This is a genomic window from Ruegeria sp. BF12 (assembly GCF_056538705.1).
Map to the genome: position 1 here is coordinate 47,052 of NZ_JBQFTP010000009.1, position 16,677 is coordinate 63,728.

A 16,677-nucleotide genomic window follows, 5' to 3' on the forward strand; every position below is an offset into this window, starting at 1 on the left:
GTCTATTTACTGTCGGGTCCATTGGTCGCTGCGATTTGTTTTGTGGCACTTTTATATTCCGGAGCAAGCATTGGTACGGCTGTGGTCGGCGCAATGCTTATTAGCAGCTGTGCGTCGGTTTTGATCGCCGGGCTTTACATTGTTTGCGACAGCAAGCTCCGGCCGAAGATCATTAGTAAGTTGCCACTGAAGACTGACGGAACCAGCTGAAAAGCCCGTTTCGGATGGCCTTCAGCGAAGCCCTGCATTTCTGTCAGGCGGGCTACCCGCTGACAGACCCTAAGAAGGCGTGTGTCGGCGGTTGGTGGGGCCAAACCGTGAATGGGCAGGTGGGTGGCACGGATGGCCTATTGTCCGAAGCCACGGGCTGGCGTTTGATTGCAGTTCAGGACGATGCCGAGGTGCTCTCGGGCTCACTGACCTTGGCCAAACCCGCATCGCAAAGACCTGAACTTCAACGGGTGCGATATCTACGAAGCCGATTTCACGGGGCTTGATCTGGAAGGTGAGTTTCGCCTGCAAGCCGACGGTCTTGGCGTATCCTTTCCCTTTGCCGTGTCACCGGCACCCTATGTCGAGCCGCTGAGACTGGCCGCGCGGTGGTACTACCACCAAAGGTCGGGTTGCGCGATTTCCGAACCGTATGGAGAGGGTCGAACGCGACCCCGCAACGGCCATCCCAAAGATGGGCTGACCGTTTGGCAAACAGATGTGCAATTGGGCGAGACCGGTAAGGGTTATGGCAAAAACAATGCCGGGAAACTGTTGACCGAACGTGCCGATGGAACGGCGGAGAACCCTGACGCATGGGGCGGCTGGCATGACGCGGGGGATTGGGACCGGCGCATTCAGCACATGGATGTCGTCTATCACATGGCGGATCTGGTCGAGACCTTCGAACATGTCCGCTTATTGCACCTGAACATTCCCGAAAGTGGAAAACCGTTTTCGCACCCCGACATTGAAGCCCGAAAAAACGATCTGGATCAGGGCGACGGAGAAACGATTCTGCCGGACCTTATTCACGAAGCCCTATGGGGCATTTCCCTGTGGCGCAGAACCCAGGGCGCAGACGGCGCGATCATCGGTGGTGTCGCGTATTCGGTCAGCGGGAATCTGGGGTCTGTTTCCTGGAATCCGGTTCAGACAACCTATGCCTATGGCCCCGAAGCCTGGGCGGCTTACCAGTTTGCCTATGCGGCGGCAAAGCTGGGCTATGTGATCGGGACCGTTTGCGGCGATGTTGCGCTGGGCATTACGCTGACCGCCGAAGCATTGCAGGCATGGCAATGGGCCGAAGGCCAGACGTGGGCGCAGACCGACCCGAACGAGGTGGTCTCGCGAGCCCGAGTTGCGGCGGCGGCCATGGTGTATCGGGCCAGTGGCGACATCAGCGCCGGCGCCGTGTTCGAGGATCACAACCCATTTGCGCCGCAGTCTGAAAACCCGTTGCCGGGGATCAAAAAAGAGGTGCTGTCCAACGCATATCTGGAATATGTCCAGGCAGGCCGCGAGGGGCGCGCGACGATGCCGGTGATCGCCGAGTCGATAAATACATGGATCAAGAACCGCGCTTTGAACAGGAAACGGATGGGGCGCGATTTCGGATTACATAACACCACCGCCTACCCTTGGGGTCGGGGTTGGCTGCGGTTCGGCCCGGGCTCAAACTGGCGCGCAAATCACTTTGCGCTGTATTACGCCGCAAACCGCATGTTGCCGCCTGAGATGCGTGACGCAGCAATTGAAGGCATGTGGTTCGGTCTAGGTTGCAATCCTGCCAATGTCAGCTTTGTGCAGGGGCTTGGTCACGGCAGGTTCGCCGACCCTCTGCTGACGGATGCCCACGGCAATGCGCCTATCCCGGGGCAGATCAGCTTTGGCGTGACCGGGGAGAAGATGCATGGCTGGGAGAAACGAAAGACTTCAGGAGCCTTCTACCCGTTCAAACAGGATGATTGGCCGATTTACACGCAGGTATTTGAAAGCCGCAGCATCGCGATCTCTGCCGAGCACGGCATAAAGTCAAATGCGATGTAATGGCTGATTGCCCGGCCGTGGCCACATCGCGCTGAACCTGTATTGATCGGCGCGTTTCAGGCTTGGCTATGTACGCTGCTGGCCTATTTTCACAAAGGTGTCGGTCCCCCTTTCGCCTGTTTCCTGCATTTACTATGTGTAGCTGAACGCCAGCGGAGCTTCGCCGGCCCTTGATGTCCGTGTTGAACAATCGGGAGCGCGTCAATGTTCTTTCTCCGTCCGGCCCTTGCCGCATTATGTGTTTGCTTATTGCCATTTTCCGCGCTTGCGCAGTCTGAAGAGGCTGCCCCGTCTGGTCTTCTTGTTGAACTGAATACGGTACAGGATGTCGAACAGGCCTGTCGGCTGACCTTTGTCGTCGAAAACGGGACCGGCTCGGCCATCGACGTTGCCAGCTATGAGGCGGTTATTTTTGATACGTCAGGCGGTGTTGTCCGACTTACGCTATTTAATTTTCGCGACCTGCCAGAAGGCCGCCTGCGTGTGCGCCAGTTCGATCTGCCAGGCATCGCCTGTAACACGGTCGGGAAGGTTCTTTTCAACGGTGCAAATGCCTGTACCGTAGCCGAAGCGGACAGTCTGGTCTGTCACAAAGCCCTGAAGCTAAAAAGCCGGACAGAAGTGGAGTTGATCGGATGAGCCCCTTGGAAGCGCTGCGAGAAATTCTTGATCTTGGTGGGCCTGTCGTTGCGATCCTGATCGCGATGTCGGTCGTGACCGTCGCGGTCACGCTTTACAAACTCTGGCAGTTCGCGGCCTCGGGCGTTGGGCGTCACCGGGTGCTGTCGCAGGCGCTTGCGGCCTGGGACGCAGGTGATCCGCAAACCGCTCGTGCGCGGCTGGCCAAAAGCCACAGCTACCTTGCCCCCCTTGTTCAAGTCGCGATGGAGGCACCGGATACGCCCGGTCTGGACCAGAGGCTGGACGCCGAGGCCGGTCTTGCGCTCGCGGGGCTTGAACGCGGTTTCCGGTTGCTGGACACGGTGGCACAGCTTGCACCCTTGCTGGGATTGTTTGGCACGGTTCTCGGCATGATCGAAGCATTCCGAAGCCTGCAGGCGGCGGGATCCTCGGTTGATCCCTCGCTGCTTGCGGGGGGGATCTGGGTGGCGCTGATGACAACGGCCGTGGGCTTGGCGGTGGCAATGCCGACCTCGATGGTTCTGTCCTGGTTCGAAAGCCGCACGGCGCGCGAGCGGGTGTTTGCGGACAAGGCGCTACGGACGATTCTGGTGCCGGGTCAGGCGGTTCCGCAGGCCGAAGACGCCTCAACAATGGTGACCGCGCAAGGACATGCGTAACCCAGCCCCCTTTGTCCGGCGTCCTATGTCGATGACTCCGCTCATCGACGTGATATTCTTGCTGTTGCTGTTCTTCATGCTGTCCTCGACTTTTTCGAAATACGGCGAGATCGAATTGAGCAACGCAGTGGGCGGTGGCGCTGCTTCAGGGGCACGTTCCGAGCGGCTGTTCGTTCAGTTGGGACCGGAACGGCTGGTTCTGAATGGACAGGCCGTTACTCTGAATGATCTGGAAGCCCAATTGGAGACCGGGCAGGTTCTGGTCAGTCTGGACCCCGACACAACGGCCCAACGTGTAATCGACCTGCTTGTGCGGCTGCGCGGGCGGGACGGGCTCAGCGTTCTGGTGCTGGAATGATCAAGTATCGTCGCCCCAAACGCAAACGTGACTCGACGATTGCTCTGATCAATGTCGTGTTTCTGATGCTGATCTTTTTTCTGATCACCGGCACGCTGGCCCCGCCGCTGGACCCTGATCTTGAACTGGTGAACACGTCGGAACTTGAAGGGCGCGAACCGCCGAATGCGCTGGTTCTGCACAAGGACGGAACGCTGACGTTTCAAGGTATTCCGACCGACCCCGAGACCCACATGCTGGGGCGCAGATCGGAAGCCGTGCGCATTGTTCCCGACCGGCAGGTCCCCGGTCTCCGGTTGATCGAAGTGACCGGCGCCTTGCGGCGTCTTGGCGCCACGTCGGTCCTGGTAGTGACTGAGAAAGCTCTGGAATGATCCGGACGTCGGCCATCATCGCAGCAGCGGCCATTCTGGTGTCGCTGATCCTGCACCTCATGGGTCTGAGCTACACTGGCCCGCGGCTGTCCGAAGACTTGCCGGGCAGCAGCGCGCCTGACGCGATTGAGCTGAGCACAACGTTCGAGGATATTGCTGATGTCGTCGCGGATCCTGTTGAGCCCGAACCGGCTGAAGCACCGGAACCGCCATCGGAAACGCCGCCCGAAACGCCCGAAATCCCGGTCAGCGAAGCCCTCGTGGCATCTGATAACCCGCAACAGGTATCTGCACCGGATATCGGTGAGGCCGAAATTGTCGAGCCGGTCGCAACTGAGCCAGTCGAGCCGGATGCGGTGGACACCGACAACACTTCGGAGGGGGATGCTTCGGCCAGCGAAACCGTGGACGAAACGCCTCCGCCGGAAACGGAGACCGCGACTGAAATTCCAGAGGGAAATCCGGACGCTGACACCCCCCTGCCCGAGGTCGCAACCGAGGTTCAGCCAGTGCCCCTCGAGCCGCAAGAGCTTGCGGCGCTGCCGGTCACGCCCTCGCCCGAAGCCGCTGTTCCTGTCGTTCCGCTGGAAACCGAGGCCATCGATCCCGACGCCTCCGTCGCACCGGCCGAACCTGCGCCTGATTCCGACACTGCCGACGAGGGATCAGAGCTGGCTGTAACGTCGTCGATCCGTCCTCGGGTTCCGGACAGGCGACCAACGCCAGAGCGGCAAGGGGTGCTGAGCGGTTCGCGTGATTTCAGCGAATTGGCGTTCCCGGAGGAAATTGAATCGCCGCTTTACGCCTACAGGCGCGAAGGATTGGATGCCTTTACATCGGGCAACAGCGGCAGCCGTTCCGGCGGGCGCGGCCCCGGAAATTCGGACACCACCAATTACGCCGGCAGGGTCTTGGTCCACCTGAACAGAGCGCCTGTGGTTTTTGTGTCCGCCCGGGGATTTGCCAAGGTCTTTTTCGAGATCAACCCTGACGGAACACTGGCCTGGGTGGACATCGTGGACAGTTCCGGATCATCCGAAGTCGATCGTGCCGCCCGTGCACAGGTGCAGGCGGCATCGCCGTTTCCGCTGCCGCCCGGAGGCGTCAGCCGCAAGCTGTCTTTCTTCTACACAAGTAATTGATTGGCGCGCGCTGGTGCTCCATTTGCACTTAAAAAGAGCAGTTTTGAGCGGAAATCCGCCCGAATCCGCGCTTTGGCAATGTCCGGTCATACTCCTTGGGAAGTCTCAATTGTGGACATGTAAGATTTTTGGCATTTAAAGGGGCATCGTTGCATTTCTGTGATCAAATCTTTGTAACGAAACCCGGCTGACTGCGAAAACACACGTAAATACTCGGGAAATTGGGCCACCGGTCGAGTCCTGCATTTGCAAAGATGCAACAAGAAACTGACCCGGCCCCAGAGAAATGCTGCGAAACCATTGCGTGCGCTCGGAAATTGTCCGAGTAGGCCAGCAGTCGCTTTGGCGGCTGCACTCCTCTCAAAGCTTATGGGTTTACCATGAAAAAACTTCTCATTGCATCGACGGCACTGGTCGCAACCGCAAGCGTTGCAGCAGCTGACGTCCGTTTCAGCGGTTACGGCCGTTTTGGTATTGGTTACCAAGAAGACCGTACCGGCACCGTAACAAACATCGACACCGCTACTGGTACAACTGGTACCGCGACCGTTGATACCGACAACACCATTCTGGTTTCGCGTTTCCGCCTGAACATCGACGGCACCGCCGAAACCGATGGCGGCGTTGAGTTCCAGGCACGTGTCCGCCTGCAGGCTGACGACAATTCCGGCAACGGCGAGCAGGAGCGCGCTGGTCTGAACGGTGCACGTTTCTCGGTCATCTACGGTGGTCTGCGTGTTGACGCCGGTAACGTTGCTGGTTCCTTTGACAACCTGGCAAACTACTTCGGTAATGAGCCCGGTCTGGAAGAGTTCCTGGGTCAGTATTCGGGCGTGAACTACGAGTTCCTCGAGTACACCTCGACCGGTTCGGGTGCCAACGCTGTGTTCTTCCAGTACGCAGTCGGCGACTTCGCCTTCGGTGCGTCGTATGACCAAGCGACTTTCGCAGTCGATGGTGTTCCGCAGGATGGCGACCGTTGGGACGTCAGCGCAACCTACACCTTCAACAACATCACCGCTGCTCTGGCCTATGGTGAAACCAAAGCGTCTGTGAATAGCAATAGCGAAAAGCAGTCGCTGACCGTTCTGACCCTGGGTGCCGAGTTCGGCGACTTCTCGGGTACTCTGTTCGTCGCAGACGATGACGTTGTGAACGACGCCGAGAACGGCACTGCATACGGTCTGTCGCTTGCCTACAATCTTGGCGCTGCTACCACCCTGCAGTTTGCTTACGGTGACGGTTCGGCGGATAACGACGAGCGCAACATCGGTATCGGCGCGATCTACGACCTGGGCGGCGGTGCATCACTGCGCGGCGGTGTCGGTGAGATCAAAGAAGGCGACGCGGACGGCAAAATCCGTGCTGACTTCGGTGCTCAGTTCAACTTCTAAGTTGATTTGAACCGCAAGGTACAAGGGCAGGTCTTCGGACCTGCCCTTTTTTGTTGGATGCTCACTTCTTTTCGAAGAACAGAATGACTTCGCCCAGCCGTACGCCATAGCGCGAGACATAGGCCCGGTTCAGCAGGCGGTCATCCTCGAGCAGCCACATCCAGTCATCGAAATTGACCCGCATGGTGCCCTCCTTGACTGGCAAGTCGATCTTGTATTTCCAGTTGAACGTATCGCCCCGTTCGATCCCGGTTGCGGTGCCCAGAACGCCCGGGGCGGAGCCGGTCCACGTATCCTCGCCCGTTTTGGTCAGGGTCCAGACGCGTTGCTCGGTCGCTCCGTCATCGTAAATGAAGTCTTCGACAAGGGTCAGGGTTTCGCCATTCCAGGTGCCGTCGATGTCGACCGTAAAGCGGCGCGGTACATTACCCAATACGTCCTGAAACTGACCGTATGCCACGGTTTTGCCTTCAAAGAACTCTTCGAGGTTCAGTTGCCTGTCAGACAGGAAGGTTTTGGGAACCCGCGGCTTGGCCGAACAGGCGGCCAGAGCGGCAAGCCCGGCGATAGCAATCGCAGAAATCAGAACCCGGCGCGAGATCATTGCAACGGCCTCTGTTCAGCATCCGCGTCATATCCGTTTGCGCCATTCAGATGTGCAGATTTGACCTCGGGAGCAGGGCGCATGCTCGCGACAAGCTCGGCGACCTTGATGCCCCATTTGCGCATCTCGGACCGGTTCATGATCACACCGTTTTCGGTGAGGTACATCCAATCGGTGACGTCCAGCGTGTGGCGACCGGCGTCTTCGGGCAGAATGATCCGGTAGGACAGTTTGACGGTCGAGCCTGATATCGTCCCCTGACCTTCGCCCACAATGTCGTCGGCCATGGCAGTGAACGTGTTGCCGGTGCCCAGCGTCAGGTACCATTTGCGCGTCATCTGTTTGCCGTTGGAATAGGTGAAATACTCGGCCAACGTGCCGGAGTTACCGTCCCATTCCCCGACCATTCGGGCGACAAAGCTGTTCGTCACCTTGCCGTTTGGGCCATAGATCAGACCCTCGGACAGGATCTCTCCGTTCAGGGTTTCTTTCATACGAAACGCGGGACCCGTCCCGGCGTAATCCTTGGGGGACTGGGACCGGAAGCTTAAGAACCGGCCTTTGGCCGCAAGCAGGGCGAGGATGGCGAGCAGTATGATCAATGTGATCGTCATTTGGCTGTGACCTCACTGGGCAGCGTCAGAACCATTCCGAACGCGCCGAGTTTCAGGATGCAGGGCAGTACCGCATAAGCCAGGTTGAGTGTTTCCAGCGCCTGTGCGGAATTTGACTGTCCGGGGTTGAAGCCGCTGCGTTCAAGCAGGGGCAGAGTGAAAAAGGCGGCGAGCGCAAGGCCCAGCTTGCCGGCAAAAGACCAGATGCCGAATGCGGCCGAAGCATTCAGGCCCGCGCGCGTCAGAACGACCGAAAACATGGCCGGCAGGACGACCATGTCGGCCCCAAGTGCGGCACCTGAAGCGAGGCAGATTACAGCAAAGCCCAGCAGTTCACCGGCAGGCAACATTGCTGCCCCGATGAAGCTGGCAATCGACAGCGGCATGGCGATTATCAGAGTCTGTTTCGGGCCAATTCGATTACTGAGCTTGGCCCAAAGCGGCACGCTGGCCCCGGCGCTGAGGAAGAACAGGATCAGCAGAGGACCGGCTTTGCCCGGCAATTGCAGCCTGTCCTCGACAAAGAACAGGAACAGGGTTGAAGTGATGGCGACCGGCAGGCTGTTCACCAAAGCCAGCACCAGCAGGCGTAGCGCTCCGGCCTGACCGAGGCCCGAAAAGGACAGGCCCTCACCCGTGATCGGCGTACGCCGCCACATCGGGTATGTCAGAACGATGGTCACGATGGCAAGCACGCCAAGGAACAGCCCGAAGGCGGGATAACCCTGCGCTCCGGCTCCCAAAGCGACGAGCAAGGCAGGCGCGCTGGCGGCGATGACAACACCTGTCAATTGTCCGCCCTCGCGGAAGGCGGCCAGCGTCATCAGTTCCTTTGCATCAGGTGTCTTGGCCAGAGTCGCACTGCGCCCATACAGCAAGATGGTCCCCAGACTGTAGGCGGAGAACAGCAGGATCAGGATGAGGATCAGCGACGTCACGCTTGCACCCTCTGACAGAGAGAAGAGCAGGGGAAAGCCGACTGCCAGCCCAAGCGACGCCGCAAAAGCAAACAATAACTGGCCACCCGGCCAGCGATCGATTGCCCAGCCAATCAGCGGGTCCTGCACCAGATCGACCAACCGTATCACCAGCAAAACCGTCCCCAGCACCCCGAGGCTGATGCCAAGGTTGACCGAAGCAAAGCGCGGCAAATGAATATAAAGCGGTATACCCGCCGCTGCGAGCATCAGCGCATAGAGGCTGACCCGGGGATACAGCATCACCGACCCTTCAGTTGCCGCGTAAAGCTTGCGGATCTGGTGTTGTTACCGAGGAAGATCGACATGAACGACTTTTTCACGCCCGGGTGGGTCAGAGTGCAGGCCTTGCGCCCGTTGCGCCAGAACCCGACCTTGTTTGGCCCTTCCGAGATGGCGAGATAGCTGTCGCCTTTGCCGACGGCCTGAAAGCATTGCTCCAGCTGTGCCTGTGTTGGTCCACTATTGCCCTGCCGCGCCATCTCATCGAGCGTCGATTCAACCAGCGCCTTCTGTTTCAGGTTTTTTCGGTAGGTCAGTTGCAGCCCGAAATCCTCATTCCAGCTGAACGGCGCACCTGCTGGCGTGTAGAGCTTTGCGTCATAGATCGGCAGGCCCAAGTAGCGAAAGGTCGCTGTTCCCCGAAGCTCAGCGTTGGGCAGCTGGTTCGTCACCGTTGATGCCGCCAGCCCGCCAGGGGCCAGCAAGGTCAGTGACACAAGCGCCGCGCGCCATGTTCCTTTATTCGGCCGGGACAGGGATGGCCGGGTCTTTTTCAAGATTGCCATTGTCAGCTCCGATGGTTTGCGGGGTGCCTTTCAACCGCTCGACAATGTTCATCGCGCTGGCAATCCCGTCTTCGTGAAAACCGTGCCGGTTATATGCGCCGGCAAACCACGTTCTGTTTTGTCCCTGCATTCCGCGAATTTGCCCTTGTGCCTTCAGGGCTGCCTGATCGAATACCGGATGCGCAAACTCGACCTCGTCGTAGATCTTATCCTTGGGGATGTCTGCCGAGACATTCAGCGTCACAAACATCGGGTCCGAGTCCGGAATGTTCTGCAACCGGTTCATCCAATAGGTGACCCCGACATTCCCGGCCTGCGAGCGATAGGTCCAGCTGGACCAGCAGGCGCGTCGTTTGGGCATCTGGCCCGGATCGCAATGCAAAACGGCCTTGTTAGGCTGATATTTGATTGCGCCAAGCGCTGATCTCTCCTCGGCCGTTGCGCTATCACCTAAAATGGCCAGCGACTGATCTGAGTGGGTGGCGAGGATAATGTCGTCATACAGGTCGACCTGTCCATCGCTGTGCACGGTGACCCCAAGCTCGTCTCTCTGAATGTGCTGTACTGGCGAGGCAACGCGGATTTCGCTGCCGCGTGCGCGCAAGGCGGACTCAATCCGGCGAACATATTCGATACTGCCGCCTTTGACCGTCCACCACTGATGCTGTTTCGAGCGGTCTCCGGCCAGCAAGGCGTGATTTCGGAAGAACTGCACCAGAGAACGCGCCGGAAAGCGATCGATGAACTCGACCGGTGTCGACCAGATGGCCCCGCACATGGGCATCAGGTAGTTGTGACGGAACCAGTGACCCAATCGCAATTCGTCGATCAACTCACCAATGGTGGTATCGTCATCCTTGGCCGCTTCGGGGGCTTCTTTCCCGAACCGCAGAATATCTGCGATCATTTTATAGTACGCCGGGCGCGCCAGATTGCGCTTTTGCGCTGTCAGGGTGCGCAGGTTGTTTAACCCGTACTCGATGCGGCCATTGTCGATCGTGGCCCCAAAACTCATTTCGCTTTTGATAACGGGTACGTTCAGTTCGTCGAACAATCTGGTGAGGTTCGGGTAGGTGGCATAGTTGAACACGATGAAACCGGTATCGACTGGTTGATCCCCGTTCTTGCCAGCCATCACTGTTCGGGCGTGACCACCAAGCCTCGGTTCGGCCTCATACACCGTTACGTCGTGGTCTTCTGAAAGGTAGTATGCTGCGGATAGACCGGAAATGCCTGCACCTACTATTGCGATTTTCTTACGTACGCCCCGTGATTCGTCGAACATGTGATCCTCTTAGTGCGACATTTTACAGAGGATTACGCAGCAGGTTCGAATGCGGATCAATCACGTTGGATTATTTTTGCAACTGCCCTAGATTGTGCGGTCTGGCCTGATTTTCTTGTGCGTTGACGTGATCCGTCTTTGTCGCCGCTCCGTAAACTCCTTAGCATGACGAAATCGACGCAACCCATGTCCCGGGCCGGTGGTCCCCGACATTCCGGATGACCAGAGCATGAGCAGTTTTGAGGGAAAAACCTATTGGATTATCGGTGCCAGCGAAGGGCTGGGCCGGGCTTTGGCCGAGGCATTGAGCCGTCAGGGTGCCACCCTGATCCTGTCGGCCCGCAATACCGACCGTCTGGCCGAGATCTGTGCGGCCCTGCCCAATGCAGAGGCCGTTCCCTGCGATGTGACCGATCTGGATTCGGTGCGTCGTGCCGCGGTTGAGGCCGGAGAGGTCGACGGGCTGGTCTACAACGCCGGCGCTTATGAGCCGATGCGCACGGGCGATTGGGATACCGAGGCAGTTTTGGCGATGACGGATGTGAATTATGTCGGCGCGCTGCGGGTTCTCGGCGAGACGGTGCGCAGGTTCGTGCGTGCAGGCCAAGGGGATATCACTCTGATCGGGTCTCTGTCCGGCTATCGCGGTCTTCCTGCGGCGGTGGGCTACGCGGCCAGCAAGGCGGCGCTGGTTTCTCTGGCCGAGACGATGCGGTTCGATCTGGCGGGCACCGGGGTGACGGTGCGCATCGTCAATCCGGGGTTCATCAAGACGCGCCTGACCGAAAAGAACAATTTCAAGATGCCGATGCTGATGACGCCTGAGGTTGCAGCGGATCGGGTGGTCAAGGCAATGTCGCGCCGCCGCTTCCGCACCGATTTTCCGGCACCTTTTTCCTGGGTGATCCGGTTGCTGGACTACCTGCCGGATTTTCTGGTTTATCGCGGAAAATAGACTCTAATTTGGTGATCTAGCCAAACTGCCCCTGACAAAACCAGCCAGCCGACATGGTGCCGCCATGGCCGTAGAACAGCCAGAGACGCTCACCCTGTTCGGTCACCACCACCCAGTAATCGCGCACACCGCTGCGCCAGTTGGGGTCGTCCAGCCACCATTCCGGTGCGATGCGTTCCGGGCCGGTGGCCTGCGCCAGTTGCCAGTCGCGCCCGCGCCAGCGAAAGGCGGTTGGAACATCCGGAGTTTCCGGTGCCATCACCGGCTCGGGTTGCCACATTTGCAAGGGGCGTGGACGCGGCGGGGCAGGCCAGTCGCGCGCGGGTTCCGACCACGCAGCGGCCAGTGTCTGCGCCGTTTTCTCGGGGATATGAGAGGCCGCCGGGTGACGCCTTGTGATTGCTTCCAACCCCACCCGCGCACCCAGTTTGCCGATCAGGTCATCCACGGCCGTATTACCCGCCAACCGGTCACGTACGGCGCGGCCAGCCTCGGCATGGCCGGCCATGGTGCGGGCATGGATGGGTTCGGTCTGTACCGCCTCGAGCCGCAGCATGTCGATGCCATAGCCCGCATCAATCTTGTCGATTTTCATCTCTAACAAAGGACGAATACGGTGTTTGTCATGGGTTGGACGTGCCAGACCAACCTCGACAATCTCAGCCGCCTGATCGGCGCGATGCGCCTCAAGCCGCAGGGTGCGGACGCCGCGGCCTTTCTCCTCAAGCTTCGTGCAAAGCGTGGGCAGAACCCGGTCGATGGCGGCCATCACATCCTCGATCAGGCCAATCGGGTTGGGCAGGGTCATCCGTACCGCAAAGTGATGCGGCGGACGGGCGGGTGAAACCGGCTCGGGGGCGCTGCCCATCGCCTGATCCAGCCGCAGCACCAGCCCCCGCCCGAACCGCCGCGCCAAACTGGCGCGCGGCTGGCCCAGCAGATCGCCGATCCGGCGCAGACCCAGGCGGTTCAGCTGCGCCACGATCTGATCCTCAAGCCGCAGCGCTGCGATGGGCAGGGGGCTGAGGGCGCCATAGGATTGCCCTGGTGCTGCGATCCGCGCGCCACCACCCAGGGCCATCACCTGCGGCGCAGCCCCGCCTTTGGTCCAGTGCCGTCGCTTTCCCGCCCGGGCGCGGGTGGCGCGGGCCTCCTGGCTGATGGCGTCGCCGTTGCGGTCGGATGTGGCCTCTTGTCCCGCATAGCGCGCCAGTGCCCATGCGGCCCCCAGCGTGTCCGCGATGCCCATCTGCACGCTAAGCCCCATATCGGCGCAGTCGGTTTCAAGGACGCTCAGCAAGGCCTCTTCGCCACCGAACAGATGGGCACAGCCCGACAGGTCAACGATCAGGCCATCCGGCGATTCCTCGGCCACCCAGGGGCTGAACTTGCCCGCCCAACGGCGCAAAGCGGTCAGGAACGCGGCCTCAGCCGGGGCGTTACGCGGGCGTGTCACCAAGGTGGCGCACATCGCATGAGCGTCCCGCACCGGCTGACCCACGCGCAGACCGGCGGCCTGCGCTTCGGCGTTCAGAGAGGTGACGACCTGCATGTTCGACTGCTCGGCCACCACGGCCAAAGGCCCATCCTGCAGGCCCCGCGCAGCGCGGACCAGCCGTTCAGCCCCCAGACGGGGAAACCAGAGCGAGAGTATTCGGCGTTTGGGCATCGGCAGACATCAAAGTGTTCCCATTTTGTTCTTATCGCAGAATCAGCGCCCGAGTCCACGCTTACCCGCAGGTCAGGCGCTGAATGATCCCAGACCCGGTCACATAAACGTTCAGACGGTCAATGCGGTAATCCTGTGTGGCAATGTCATCCGGGCCCAGAACGCGCGACCGTTCGGGCAGCTGGGCCTGAATGGTCGAAACCGGCTGGCCAATGGAATCCGCAAAAGCCTCGCCCTGACAAAAGGCCAGATCAACAGGGGCGGCGTCCGTCGAAGTCGGCGTTTCCACAGGCGCGGTTGTCTCGGCGCAGGCTGCCAGCAGGACTAGCGCTGGAATAAAACGATACATTGGCGTTTCTCCTTCTGACAATGTCGTTACTGCAATATCAAACAATTAGCCAACCTGTCACCAAAGCGCAGTTGAAAACGCCCTGCAATTGACGCAGGGTCGGGGCAAATAAGACAGGGAGACAACGACCATGCGTACCCGTGCCGCCGTCGCCGTTCAGGCGGGCAAACCTTTGGAAGTGATGGATGTGAACCTCGAAGGCCCCAAGGCGGGCGAGGTTCTGGTCGAGATCAAAGCCACCGGCATTTGCCACACCGATGAGTTCACCCTGTCGGGTGCCGACCCCGAAGGCCTGTTCCCGGCCATTCTGGGCCATGAAGGCGCAGGCGTCGTGGTCGAGGTCGGTCCGGGCGTAACAAGCCTGAAGCCCGGCGATCACGTGATCCCGCTCTACACCCCGGAATGCCGCGAGTGTGAATACTGTCTGCACCCCAAGACCAACCTGTGTCAGGCGATCCGCGAAACGCAGGGCAAGGGCCTGATGCCCGACGGCACTTCACGTTTCTCGACACTGGATGGCGATCCGATCCTGCACTACATGGGCTGCTCGACCTTCTCTAACCATACGGTTCTGCCTGAAATCGCGTTGGCAAAGGTGCGTGAGGACGCGCCGTTCGACAAGATCTGCTATATCGGTTGCGGCGTGACCACCGGTATCGGTGCGGTGATCAACACCGCCAAGGTCGAGATCGGTAGCCGCGCTATCGTGTTCGGTCTGGGCGGCATCGGCCTGAACGTGATCCAGGGCCTGCGTCTGGCCGGAGCAGATCAGATCGTTGGTGTCGACCTGAACCCATCGAAGGTCGAAATGGCCACCAAGTTCGGGATGACCGATTTCGTGAACCCGAAAGAGGTCGAAGGCGATTTGGTTCCCTATCTGGTCAACCTAACCAAAGGCGGAGCAGACTATACGTTCGACGCCACCGGCAATGTCGGCGTGATGCGCGACGCACTGGAATCGGCGCATAAGGGTTGGGGTGAGTCGATCATCATCGGCGTGGCACCTGCCGGCGCTGAAATCTCGACCCGTCCGTTCCAGCTGGTTACCGGCCGGTCATGGCGCGGCACCGCGTTCGGCGGCGCGCGTGGCCGGACCGACGTGCCCAAGATCGTTGACTGGTACATGGAAGGTAAGATCGAGATCGATCCGATGATTACTCACACCATGGGTCTGGATGACATCAACCACGGCTTTGACCTGATGCATCGGGGCGAAAGCATCCGGTCTGTGGTCGTTTACTGACCGGAAACAGGCTCTAAAAAACTGAAAACGAATTGATCGGCGCGCTTTCTTGAGCGCGCCGTTTTAGTTTTCGGCGTCCGTATTTCGGTTGGGTCTTGCCGATGCACCAGTATCGACCCGGGGCGAGCGCACGCGCAGAACCGGTTTGTTGGGGGATACGTTCGTCCGGCTTTCGCGCCAAACGACAAAAACGCCCGACGCGATAATGATACTTGCACCCACCGCGACCCAGACATCCGGGCGTTCGCCAAAGAAAACCATACCAAAGATCGTGGCCCAGATGATCTGGCTGTACTGGCTGGGGGCGACAACACCGGCAGGTGCCGCGCGATAGGCCAGGATGATCAGATGTTGGGCGATGACGGAGAACAGGCCGACCAGGGCCATCATAGCCAGATGCAGTAGGGACGGGGGTTGGTACACGGCGGGTTGCGCGGCGCTCATGACGACGATGGCCAGAAGCATCGGATAGAGGATCAGGACAGCGGATCGCTCCTCATTCCCGATCTTGCGTACCAGAACCGACCCGAACGCACTGCAGAACGCAGCCGTCAGCGCGGCCAGATGGCCCAGAGTGATCTCAGTCGTGCCGGGGCGCAGCACGATCAGGACGCCGATCAGGCCGACGCCGACAGCCGCCCATCGCTGAACTCGCACGACTTCGCCCAATATCGGTATCGACAGAACGGTGACGATCAGGGGAAATGAGAACAGCAGCGAATAGACTTCGGCCAGTGGCAGGACCGAAAAGGCATAAAACGCACAGGACATGGCAGTGACCACAAGGGCCGAGCGCAACATCACCAGCCAGGGATGGTGCGGGCGGAAGTTGCTGGGCGTCCGGTCGGCCAGCATGGAAACCGCCATCGGCACAAAGGAAAACAGCGTGGCGAAAAAGATGATTTGCATCACCGAATAGGTGGCACCCAGCGTCTTGATCAGCGCGTCATGACTGGCAAAGACCGCAAAGCCCACAAATGCATAGCCAAGTCCCCGGAGGGTGGAGTTCTGAGTGCTCATCGGTGCGGCCTCGGGTGATGTGTCGGTGTTGTGACGTGCCACCACATCGCGGGCGCTGCGGCTGGCTTGCCTTTGAGTAAACCGATTTTGGCGGGGCGCATAGCCCCTAATTTACCGCTAACATCGCATGGCCGCTATGATGCGGGTTCATCGCAGGATCGGCGGAGCATCCTTGGGTTGGCGCGCCGATTGCACACCGGCCTTCATCCCCACACCGATACGCCGGGCCAAAGCGACCCATGGCGTGGCGGTCTCGGGCGGCAGGGTCTGGGTCGCGACTTCTTCGAACAGGTCCAGCCAGTGGGCGAAGAATTCGGGCTTTACATCGGGACGTTCGATATGAACGCGTTGCGGATTGCCGTCATAGCTGCGCTCGAACAGGATCGCATTGCGCCAGAAGGCGGCGATCTTTTCCTCATGCGCGGGCCAGTCGGTGACGTGTTTGTTGAAGACAGGCCCCAGTATCGCGTCGTCTCGAACACGGGCGTAAAACGCGCGGACCTGCGCGTTGATCTGGTCTGGCGTTGCGGGAAAGCGCGGTGGTAGGGTTGGTCTGGTCATTTC

General features: G+C 59.7%; 19 protein-coding genes. 10 read left to right on the forward strand and 9 right to left on the reverse strand.

The features are described from left to right. Positions 1–224: 224 nt before the first annotated feature. The 8 genes from ACR0J0_RS14645 (at position 225) to ACR0J0_RS14680 (ending at position 6,609) form a co-directional block, all read left to right on the forward strand. Complete coding sequence (locus ACR0J0_RS14645) at positions 225–497, forward strand: hypothetical protein (protein ID WP_480664891.1); 273 nt, start codon at positions 225–227, stop codon at positions 495–497. A 58-nt stretch (positions 498–555) separates the two neighbouring features. Next, positions 556–2,040: a glycoside hydrolase family 9 protein gene (locus ACR0J0_RS14650; RefSeq protein WP_480664892.1), complete on the forward strand. Its 1,485-nt coding sequence runs from the start codon at positions 556–558 to the stop codon at positions 2,038–2,040. Positions 2,041–2,244: 204 nt separating this feature from the next. Further along, entirely contained in the window at positions 2,245–2,679 is a 435-nt protein-coding gene (locus ACR0J0_RS14655) for a hypothetical protein (RefSeq protein WP_480664893.1), read from the forward strand. Beyond that, positions 2,676–3,341 carry a MotA/TolQ/ExbB proton channel family protein gene (locus ACR0J0_RS14660; RefSeq protein WP_480664894.1) on the forward strand — a complete coding sequence of 222 codons (666 nt, stop codon included), beginning with the start codon at positions 2,676–2,678 and terminating at the stop codon, positions 3,339–3,341. Before ACR0J0_RS14655 ends, ACR0J0_RS14660 begins: the two co-directional genes overlap by 4 nt. Positions 3,342–3,372: 31 nt before the next feature. Beyond that, entirely contained in the window at positions 3,373–3,699 is a 327-nt protein-coding gene (locus ACR0J0_RS14665; protein WP_480664895.1) for an ExbD/TolR family protein, read from the forward strand. Further along, positions 3,696–4,073, forward strand: coding sequence for an ExbD/TolR family protein (locus ACR0J0_RS14670; protein WP_480664896.1), 378 nt, complete (start codon positions 3,696–3,698; stop codon positions 4,071–4,073). The genes ACR0J0_RS14665 and ACR0J0_RS14670 overlap by 4 nt, the downstream gene beginning before the upstream one ends. Then, entirely contained in the window at positions 4,070–5,215 is a 1,146-nt protein-coding gene (locus ACR0J0_RS14675; RefSeq protein WP_480664897.1) for an energy transducer TonB family protein, read from the forward strand. Before ACR0J0_RS14670 ends, ACR0J0_RS14675 begins: the two co-directional genes overlap by 4 nt. 380 nt (positions 5,216–5,595) lie before the next feature. Then, entirely contained in the window at positions 5,596–6,609 is a 1,014-nt protein-coding gene (locus tag ACR0J0_RS14680; RefSeq protein WP_480664898.1) for a porin, read from the forward strand. A gap of 61 nt (positions 6,610–6,670) precedes the next feature. Here the strand turns inward: ACR0J0_RS14680 and ACR0J0_RS14685 are convergent, their stop codons facing one another. Genes ACR0J0_RS14685 through ACR0J0_RS14705 form a run of 5 tightly spaced genes read right to left on the reverse strand, consistent with a single transcriptional unit; the run spans position 6,671 to position 10,877 of the window. Beyond that, entirely contained in the window at positions 6,671–7,213 is a 543-nt protein-coding gene (locus ACR0J0_RS14685) for a DUF3833 domain-containing protein (RefSeq protein WP_480664899.1), read from the reverse strand. Beyond that, on the reverse strand, positions 7,210–7,827 hold the full coding sequence (locus ACR0J0_RS14690; protein ID WP_480664900.1) for a DUF3833 domain-containing protein: 618 nt from the start codon (positions 7,825–7,827) through the stop codon (positions 7,210–7,212). Before ACR0J0_RS14690 ends, ACR0J0_RS14685 begins: the two co-directional genes overlap by 4 nt. Further along, the gene (locus tag ACR0J0_RS14695) at positions 7,824–9,047 is read right to left on the reverse strand and encodes an MFS transporter (protein ID WP_480664901.1); all 1,224 of its coding nucleotides are present in this window, start codon (positions 9,045–9,047) and stop codon (positions 7,824–7,826) included. Before ACR0J0_RS14695 ends, ACR0J0_RS14690 begins: the two co-directional genes overlap by 4 nt. Then, positions 9,047–9,592, reverse strand: a complete 546-nt coding sequence (locus tag ACR0J0_RS14700) for a hypothetical protein (protein ID WP_480664902.1) — start codon at positions 9,590–9,592, stop codon at positions 9,047–9,049. Before ACR0J0_RS14700 ends, ACR0J0_RS14695 begins: the two co-directional genes overlap by 1 nt. Continuing rightward, entirely contained in the window at positions 9,546–10,877 is a 1,332-nt protein-coding gene (locus tag ACR0J0_RS14705) for an NAD(P)/FAD-dependent oxidoreductase (RefSeq protein WP_480664903.1), read from the reverse strand. Before ACR0J0_RS14705 ends, ACR0J0_RS14700 begins: the two co-directional genes overlap by 47 nt. Positions 10,878–11,106: 229 nt before the next feature. Here ACR0J0_RS14705 and ACR0J0_RS14710 point away from each other — a divergent pair, with 229 nt between their 5' ends. Continuing rightward, on the forward strand, positions 11,107–11,832 hold the full coding sequence (locus tag ACR0J0_RS14710) for an SDR family NAD(P)-dependent oxidoreductase (RefSeq protein ID WP_480664904.1): 726 nt from the start codon (positions 11,107–11,109) through the stop codon (positions 11,830–11,832). Between the two features lie 16 nt (positions 11,833–11,848). Here ACR0J0_RS14710 and ACR0J0_RS14715 read toward each other — a convergent pair whose 3' ends face one another. Both ACR0J0_RS14715 and ACR0J0_RS14720 read right to left on the reverse strand, forming a co-directional pair. Next, the gene (locus ACR0J0_RS14715) at positions 11,849–13,501 is read right to left on the reverse strand and encodes a DUF6504 family protein (protein WP_480664905.1); all 1,653 of its coding nucleotides are present in this window, start codon (positions 13,499–13,501) and stop codon (positions 11,849–11,851) included. Between the two features lie 61 nt (positions 13,502–13,562). Then, entirely contained in the window at positions 13,563–13,850 is a 288-nt protein-coding gene (locus ACR0J0_RS14720) for an I78 family peptidase inhibitor (protein ID WP_480664906.1), read from the reverse strand. A 130-nt stretch (positions 13,851–13,980) separates the two neighbouring features. Here ACR0J0_RS14720 and ACR0J0_RS14725 point away from each other — a divergent pair, with 130 nt between their 5' ends. After that, positions 13,981–15,093, forward strand: coding sequence for an S-(hydroxymethyl)glutathione dehydrogenase/class III alcohol dehydrogenase (locus ACR0J0_RS14725; RefSeq protein ID WP_480664907.1), 1,113 nt, complete (start codon positions 13,981–13,983; stop codon positions 15,091–15,093). Positions 15,094–15,156: 63 nt separating this feature from the next. Here the strand turns inward: ACR0J0_RS14725 and ACR0J0_RS14730 are convergent, their stop codons facing one another. Together ACR0J0_RS14730 and ACR0J0_RS14735 are read right to left on the reverse strand one after the other, a co-directional pair. Then, the gene (locus ACR0J0_RS14730; RefSeq protein WP_480664908.1) at positions 15,157–16,113 is read right to left on the reverse strand and encodes a DMT family transporter; all 957 of its coding nucleotides are present in this window, start codon (positions 16,111–16,113) and stop codon (positions 15,157–15,159) included. A gap of 147 nt (positions 16,114–16,260) precedes the next feature. Beyond that, on the reverse strand, positions 16,261–16,674 hold the full coding sequence (locus tag ACR0J0_RS14735; RefSeq protein WP_480664909.1) for a group III truncated hemoglobin: 414 nt from the start codon (positions 16,672–16,674) through the stop codon (positions 16,261–16,263). Positions 16,675–16,677: the final 3 nt, after the last annotated feature.